This is a genomic window from Amycolatopsis sp. NPDC049252, assembly GCF_043197175.1.
Classification (GTDB): domain Bacteria; phylum Actinomycetota; class Actinomycetes; order Mycobacteriales; family Pseudonocardiaceae; genus Amycolatopsis.
In genome coordinates this window covers 41585-47965 of the sequence record NZ_JBICSQ010000067.1, presented here as the reverse complement: position 1 = coordinate 47965, position 6381 = coordinate 41585, and the positions used below count along the sequence as shown (strand labels likewise).

The 6381-nt window shown below is 72.6% G+C and carries 4 protein-coding genes; 1 reads left to right on the top strand and 3 read right to left on the bottom strand.

Going from position 1 to position 6381, the window contains the following annotated elements; genetic code table 11:
* The 3 genes from ACGFMK_RS38600 to ACGFMK_RS38590 form a co-directional block, all read right to left on the bottom strand.
* A partial coding sequence (locus ACGFMK_RS38600) for a glycoside hydrolase (protein WP_392774056.1) occupies positions 1–2392 on the bottom strand: 2392 nt, incomplete at its 3' end.
* 116 nt (positions 2393–2508) lie between these two features.
* Positions 2509–4521, bottom strand: a complete 2013-nt coding sequence (locus tag ACGFMK_RS38595; RefSeq protein ID WP_392774054.1) for a phosphocholine-specific phospholipase C — start codon at positions 4519–4521, stop codon at positions 2509–2511.
* A 109-nt stretch (positions 4522–4630) separates the two neighbouring features.
* Positions 4631–5470 carry a helix-turn-helix transcriptional regulator gene (locus tag ACGFMK_RS38590; RefSeq protein WP_392774052.1) on the bottom strand — a complete coding sequence of 280 codons (840 nt, stop codon included), beginning with the start codon at positions 5468–5470 and terminating at the stop codon, positions 4631–4633.
* Positions 5471–5571: 101 nt separating this feature from the next.
* Here ACGFMK_RS38590 and ACGFMK_RS38585 point away from each other — a divergent pair, with 101 nt between their 5' ends.
* A complete protein-coding gene (locus ACGFMK_RS38585; protein ID WP_392774051.1) occupies positions 5572–6249 on the top strand; it encodes an SDR family NAD(P)-dependent oxidoreductase in 678 nt (225 codons plus the stop codon).
* The last annotated feature ends 132 nt before the right edge of the window (positions 6250–6381 follow it).

The following is a 6381-nucleotide window of genomic DNA, read 5'->3' as shown; positions in this document are numbered from 1 at the left end:
CCCCGGCCTCGCGGGCCGGCGGCTCGCCGACGACGACCACCGTGCCCCCACCCCGGACGAACCGGATGAGCGTCCGCACCGACCCGACCGCGAGCACCGGCGTCCGGGGCACCACGACGATGCCGTACGCCTGCTGCCCCACGACCAGCTTCGGCCCGGCCGGCCGCGCGTGCGCCACCAGCGCGGGGTCGGCGTCGAGCGCGCCTTCGTCGAGGAAGTCGAAGTCGACCTGGACGTCCTCCAGCGCGTGGGCGGTGGTCAGGAACGCCGTGTCGAGCTCGGCCATCGCCGGAGTGTCCTGTGTGGACTCGACCGCGCGTTGCGGCTGGATCAGCGCGGTGCGGGCGCGGGCGGGCGCGCGGCACGCCTCCATCAGCCGGCCGATCCAGTCGTTCAGCGGCGCGGACACCGCCCACCACGGGTTGGCCGGCTGGAACGGCGGCGGGTAGACGATCTGGTTCTCGTCGCTGAACCGCGCGTGCAGCAGCGTGTGGTTCACCCCGCGCACGGCGAACGCCCCGACCACCTCACGCACGAACGACGGCGTGACCGGCCAGCCGGTGCCGCCCATCGCCTCCAGGTAGACGCGCTCCAGCCCGAGCTGGTGCGCGGTGCTGGCCGGCCAGCGCGACAGCGTGCGGTGGTAACCGCGCTGGTAATGGTCGAAGATCAGGTCGGTGCCCGGCACCTGCGCCCACTGGTTGTTCGTGTTCAGGTTGCCGGAGCTGCGCAGCTGCTCGCCCGGGCCGTACTCGTCCCACAGCGGGTTGGAGATCAGCCGCAGGCCGTGGGCGGCCAGCCACTTGCCCTGGGTCCGGTAGTACGCGGCGGCGAACCGGTTGCTCACCGCGCGCCAGAACACCCCGCGCAGCCGCAGGCCGGCGTTGCCGAGGCCGGCGTCGTGCACCGCGGTCAGCGCGATGCCCGGCGACGTCCCGAGCGCGTGCAGCTCCGCGTCCAGCGTGGGCGACCACGGGACCGTGTTGAACGGTCCGTCGGCCGAGGCGAGATAGGGCTCGTCGTCGGCGAACCCGCGCAGCACCGCGCCCGGCGCCCACGGGAACCGGCGCACGTACTCCCCGGGCACGGCGTCGACGAACAGCCGCACCGCCTCGTCGTCGAGCAGGTCCAGGTAGGCGCGGCCGGTACCGGTGGGCGTGCTCAGGTCGCGGACGGTGAACAGGTCCAGCCGCCAGGTCCCGGCAGGCGGCGTCCACGTCCCGCCCGCCCGGGCCTGGGTGGTCAGGTCCACCAGCGTGGCCGGGTCCGCCGAGGAGGCCGGCCGCGCCGCCGCGGCGATCAGCGGCACGCCGGTCGCGGGCAGGGCGAAGCCGTCGAGCGCGGCGACACTGTCGAACGTCTCCGTGTACAGGATGCCGCCGCTCGCGTCGCGCACGGTCAGGCTGTCCCACGACGAGCGCTGGCTCGCCACCGCACGCACCCCGACCCGGCCGGTCGGGTACTTCAGGCCCTCGACCGCGGGCTGCGCGACGCCGTCCAGCGTCACGGTCAGGGTCGTCCCCCGGACCCGCACCGCCAGCTCGTGGTCCGCGGCCGGGTCGAACCCCGGGACCGGCGTGCCGCCGCGGGTCTGGGTGAACGCGCCGCCGGTCTGCTGCCAGACGTCGACGGCGCCGTCGCTGCGCAGGTCGGCCAGGACGCCGTTGCCCTCGTCGGCGCTGCGCACCATGAGCCCGGCGGTGGCGCTCTCGACGCGGACCTTCGCCACGACGTCGTAGTCCTGCCACCCGGCGCCGTCGCGCAGCAACGTGACGCCGTCGCGGGCCGCGGCGTCGACCAGCAGCCGGCCGCCCGACACGGACAGCCCCCGGCTGAGCAGCGGCACCGGCGCGCCGCCCTCGACGGTCAGGACCTGGTGTCCCACGCCCTTGAGCCGCAGGTCGGGCCGTGGCTGGTAAACGCGGCTGCCGACCTTGCCGCCGTCGACGACCAGGCCGCCGGCGCGGCCGCTCGGGAAGTAGTCGTCGTTGAACAGCCACAGGTGCATGCCGTGGCGCTGCGCCTCGCGCAGGGTGAACTCGATGATCGCGAACCAGCCTTCGGTGAAGAACGCCGGTTGCAGCGCGGCCGTGTCGAACGGGAAGACGAGGACCTCGTGGACGCCCTTGTCCCGCAGGTCCGCCAGTCCGTCGGCCACCAGCGCCGTGGTGACGGTGCCGTTCCAGAACCACAGCACGGTCGGCCGGGAATCCGGGCGCGGGTCGGCGAAACGGCCCGCCGCGGCGGTGGTTTCCGGCGCGGCGTAAGCGAACTCCCAGCCACCGGCCGTCCCGGCGACGGCCGCGGCCGAAGCGAGCGCGAGCATCCGCCGCCGGGAAAGCCGGAAGTCGCCGCTGATCGCCGTAGTGGGTACCGGGTCGTTTTCGATCACCGTTGATCCCCCGACCGTGCATTGAAACGATTCAAGACACGGCGGAAGGTACGTGACGCCGGTCATACCCGTCAAGGCATGACCGGCATCCTGTCCGACGGGACAGCCCTATCGGCTCACCGCGTGAGGATCGCCGGGTCGCTGGTGCTCGGCCGGCCGTTCTCCACGTGACCGGCCAGGCGGCGCAGGAACTTCGGGTCCTTGTCCGAGGTCACGGAGACGTCGTACCAGTTGTTGCTCCGCCCGGTGTCCACCTTCTCCACGACCCGCGCGCCCGGCCGCAGCTGCCGGGTCGCCGACCGCCGCCCGTAGGCGTCGGTGATCGTCAGCCGCACCGTGGCCGGCCCGGTGTTGGCGAGGGTCAGCTCGACGCACCCGCCGTCCTCGCGCAGGCTCACCTCGGGCCCGGCCGTGGCGCCCCGGAACTGCCGCAGGAAGCTGTTGGGGCCGTGGGCGGTGAAGTCGTACCCGCCGGACGCGGGCACCGCGCCGGACAGGGAACGTCCCGCGCCGACGGTGTACGTCCGCGGGTCGGCCGACGGCGACGTCACGACGAACGCCGCGCCCGCCCGGCCGTGGTTGGCGAAGGTCAGCGTCAGCTGGTCACCGTGCACCCGCGCGTCGGCGGCCAGGGCGTACGGCAGGGCCCGCGCCGGGCGCAGCCCGCGTTCCTGCTTCGGCAGCACGCCCTTCGCGGGCACCGCGGGCACGTAGTCCGGGTGCCGCTCACGGTCCGGCGGCTCGTAGGCGGCCGTGTCCGGCAGCCGCGGCACGTGGGCGTCGGTGCGCGCGAAGTCGAACGCCGAGGTCAGGTCGCCGCAGACCGACCGCCGCCACGGCGTGATGTTCGGTTCGGCCACCCCGAAGCGCCGTTCGATGAACCGGATGATCGACGTGTGGTCGAACGTCTCCGAGCACACCCAGCCACCCTTGCTCCACGGCGACACCACCATCATCGGCACGCGCTGGCCGAGACCGTACGGGCCGGTCGGGTTCGACGCCGAGCCCGCGAAGATCTCCCCGGTCGTGTCCACAGTGGACTGACCGGCCGTCGCGTACGGCGGGAGCACGTGGTCGAAGAAGCCGTCGTTCTCGTCGTAGGTGACGAACAGGGCGGTCTTGCTCCAGACCTCCGGGTTCGCGGTCAGCGCGTCGAGCACCTGCGCGAGGTACCAGGCGCCGTAGTTCACCGGCCAGTTCGGGTGTTCGCAGAACGCCTCCGGCGCGGTGATCCACGAAACCCGCGGCAGCTTCCCGGCCTTGACGTCGGCGCGCAGCACGTCGAAGTAACCGTCGCCGGCCTTCGCGTTCGTGCCGGTGCGGGCCTTGTCGTACAGCGGGTCGCCGGGCTTGGCGTTGCGGTAGGAGTCGAAGTACAGCAACGAGTTGTCACCGTAGTTGCCGCGGTAGGCGTCGTCGATCCAGCCCCAGCCCCCGGCGGCGTCGAGGCCGTCGCCGACGTCCTGGTAGATCTTCCACGACACCCCGGCCTTCTCCAGCCGCTCGGGGTAGGTCGTCCAGGAGTAACCCTTTTCGTCGTTGCCCAGCACCGGCCCGCCGCCGGTGCCGTCGTTGCCGGTGTAGCCCGTCCACATGTAGTAGCGGTTCGGGTCGGTCGAGCCCATGAACGAGCAGTGGTAGCTGTCGCAGATCGTGAACGCGTCGGCCAGCGCGTAGTGGAACGGGATGTCCTCGCGCGTCAGGTAGGCCATGGTGGTCGAGCCCTTGGCGGGCACCCACTTGTCGTACCTGCCCTGGTTCCACGCCGCGTGCGTGTCGTTCCAGCTGTGCGGGAGGTCCTGGATGAACTTCAGGCCCAGGTTGTCCGCGTCGGGGTGGAAGGGCAGGATGTCGCGGCCGCCGTCCGGCTGCGCCCAGACGGGTTTGCCCGATTGCAGCGTCGCCGGCCGTGGGTCGCCGAAGCCGCGCACACCGCGCATCGTGCCGAAGTAGTGGTCGAACGACCGGTTCTCCTGCATGAGGACCACGATGTGCTCGACGTCGCGCAGGCTGCCGGTGCGGTGGTTCGCGGGGATCTCCGCCGCGCGGGCGATGCTGCCCGAAAGGACCGAAAGGGCAGCGGTGCCGCCGGTCAGCTGCAAGAACCGCCTGCGGTTGACGTCCGTCATGTGAGCTCCGGGGGTGTGGTGGTCGGCAACCGCGCCAGTATCGCCCGCCCGCCGGGGCAATCACTACCGTCGCGGGAGAACTCCGGGTGAAGCCCAGGTCAACGGCTCGTCAGACGAGCGTCTGCGTGCCGAGGACGATCGCGAGGCCGAGGCGCTCGGCGTCCTCCGTGCCCGGTTCGGCCGTGTAGACCATGATGCGCAGATCGTCGGCGGCCACGACGAGCGTGTCGCAGTCGAGGGTGATCCGGCCGACCAGCGGGTGGTCGACGATCTTGTGCCTCGACGTCTCCTGCGCCGGGTCGGGTGCGCCGGCCTCCCAGAGCTCGACGAACCGCGGGCTCCGCGACAGCTCCTCCACGAGCCGGGTGACGCTCCGGTCGGCGGGGTAGCGGGCCGCGTTGAGCCGCAGGTCGGCGACCAGCTGCGCGACGAAGCCGGCGTGCTCCTCCGGGGTGTGGACGGCGCGCGTGCCGGGGCCGGCGAGGTGGCGCCAGACGGCGTTGCGCTCGATCCCGTGCCAGGTCGTCGTGTCCCCCATCAACGCGTCGTAGGGGGCGTTGGCGACGATGAGCCTCCAGGTGGCGTCGTAGACCGCGACCGGCGTGCCGGCCAGCCGGTCGAGCAGGCGCTGAACGCTCGGGGTGATCCGCGACGGGACGAGGTCGAGCCCGGGCGCGGCGTGCCCGGCCAGGCGGAACAGCAGGTCACGCTCGCCATCGGCCAGCCGCAGGGCGCGGGCCAGCGCCTCGACGACCTGCACGGACGGCGCGGTCGCCCGCCCCTGCTCCAGCCGGGTCAGGTAGTCGGCGGAGATCCCCGCGAGACCGGCCAGCTCTTCGCGGCGCAGGCCGGCCGCGCGGCGGCGCCGGCCCACCGGCACCCCGGCCGTCTCGGGCGCGACGCGGTCGCGGCACCGGCGCACCATCCGGCCGAACTCCCACGTCTCCACACCTCCAGTGTGCGCGACCCCGGTTCCGTTGTCCTGGCCCTGGTGGTCCTACGAAAACGGCACGACTGCCTAGCCTTTGTGGAGCGGCGCAAGCTCGGCCCATGACCACGACATTGATCACCGGGGCCAACCGCGGCCTCGGCAAGGAAACCGCCCGCCAGCTCGTCGCCGCCGGGCACACCGTCTACCTCGGCGCCCGCGACGTCGACCGCGGCCGCGCCGCCGCGGAGGAGGTCGGCGCCCGGTTCGTCCAGCTCGACGTCACCGACGACGCGTCCGTCACCGCGGCCTTCGACCAGCTCGAGGGCGGCCTCGACGTGCTCGTCAACAACGCGGGCATCGCCCTGCTCGCCCTGAACGGGCCGGAGGCGCTGGCGGTGTTCGACACGAACGCGGTCGGGATCATCCGCGTCACCGAGGCCGCGCTGCCGCTGCTGCGGAAGTCCGCCAACCCGGTCGTCGTCAACATCTCCAGCGCCCTCGGCTCGTTTTCGGCCAACCACGACCCCTCGCGGCCCGCGTCGCAGGTCTCGGCGATCGTCTACGGCGCGAGCAAGGCGGCCGTCTCGATGCTCACGGTCCAGTACGCGCGGGCGGTGCCCGAGGTGAAGTTCAACGCCGTCGAGCCGGGGTACACCGCGACCCTGCTCGGCGGCATCGAGAACAGCCACGGCCGCCCGGTCGAGGTCAGCGCCCGGACGATCGTCCGGATGGCCGTCATCGGCGAGGACGGCCCGACGGGCACCTTCCAGGAGGACGACACCGAGCTGGGCTGGTGACTCAGCTGATCGCGAGGTGCTGGGTGAGCGTGTTCCCGGCGTAGCCGTTCACGCCGAACCGCCCCGAGGGGTAGGTGGCGTCGATGATCGGAGCTACGCCATGGTCGAGCCAGTCCTGAATGCGGACAGCCG